Here is a 1,158-nt window from a genome sequence, read left to right as displayed (position 1 = left end):
ACGGGCGGCACTGGCATCGGAAGTTACGGCGGCAATTCGATCCCGATCAGCCTGAGCTGTCGCGAGGCGCTCGCGCGCTGCCGATTCTGCATTTGCAGCGGCTGCCCTTTTAACCGTCAGGTCGTCCAGGCTTGCGCGGGCTGCCTCCAACACCTTGCCCTGTGCCTCAACCGCCGAGTTGGCGGCTTCGCTGCTCCAAGGCTGTTCGAGCGTGGCCAGACGTTCCCCTATAGATTTCAGCGTGGTCTCGTTGACTGTCCGCCGCTGGACTGTGATTGCTAACCGTTCATCGAGCGAAGCGAGTGACGCAGTCAGTGCATTGAGGCGCGATTGCGCAGTGCTGACATTGTTCGAGCTACCACCCGCATCTCGAACATGGGCAGCCCGCGCTCGCCCCGCCTGCGCCAGCCGATCGCCGATAAGCGCTGTCAAATCCGTGTCAGCAGGGACATTAAGAGCCTCAGCGATAGCGGCTCGCTCCATGTCAGCGGCTTCCTCCGCATTTCGCGCGAGATTTTCGGCCTCGGCAGCAGCAAAAATCACAGCCTGCGCTTTGGCAAGTTCCTGCCTTGCCGCTTCGGTTGCATCTGCAAGCGCGCCAACAGAACGCGCTTGCTCCGCCAGCTGGACGTCCTGCGCAGCCAAGGCATTGCGAGCGCGTCTCTGAAGGTCGCCCGGCTCGAACCTTGTGGCACAGACCGGGCAGTCAGTGTCGTCGTGTCCAATATGGGCGGTAAGGCCCGACAGAAGCGCGGCCAGTTCGGACGCATCGTGCTGGCGGGCCGCCAAGCGGCTCCGGGCTGCGGCTTCGATATTTTGTGTCTCGATGGTTGCACGTTCGAGGACGGGGAGGTCGCCGCGTGCCCGATCAGCCGCGACTCCGGCCGCACTGGCGGCATTACGCCGTTCGCGCGCCGAGACTTCCTGCGCTTCAAGGGCTGAGGCGCGTGACGACCAAAGTTGAAGCTTCGTTTGTTCACTGTCTAGCTGGCCAAGGGTCGCCTGCGCCTGATGGGCGCGATCGAGATCAGCCTTTGCTTCCGCGGCATTTTGTTCGCAGAGATCTCGATCAGCCTTAAGCGTCTCCTCCAGAGCAAGAACGCTTTGCTGCTCTGCGTGGAGAGTTGAAAACTCGGCGATTGCCGCGCGCTCGCGAAG

At 62.4% G+C, this 1,158-nt stretch carries 1 protein-coding gene; it reads right to left on the bottom strand.

Annotation, left to right across the window (positions count from 1 at the left end; genetic code table 11):
- A partial coding sequence (locus tag FAA86_RS24805; RefSeq protein WP_167495091.1) for a coiled-coil domain-containing protein occupies nucleotides 1-1,158 on the bottom strand: 1,158 nt, incomplete at both ends.

The organism is Rhizobium rosettiformans W3 (assembly GCF_004912135.1).
GTDB classification, from domain to species: Bacteria; Pseudomonadota; Alphaproteobacteria; order Rhizobiales; family Rhizobiaceae; genus Allorhizobium; species Allorhizobium rosettiformans.
This window is presented reverse-complemented; position numbering and strand designations above follow the sequence as displayed.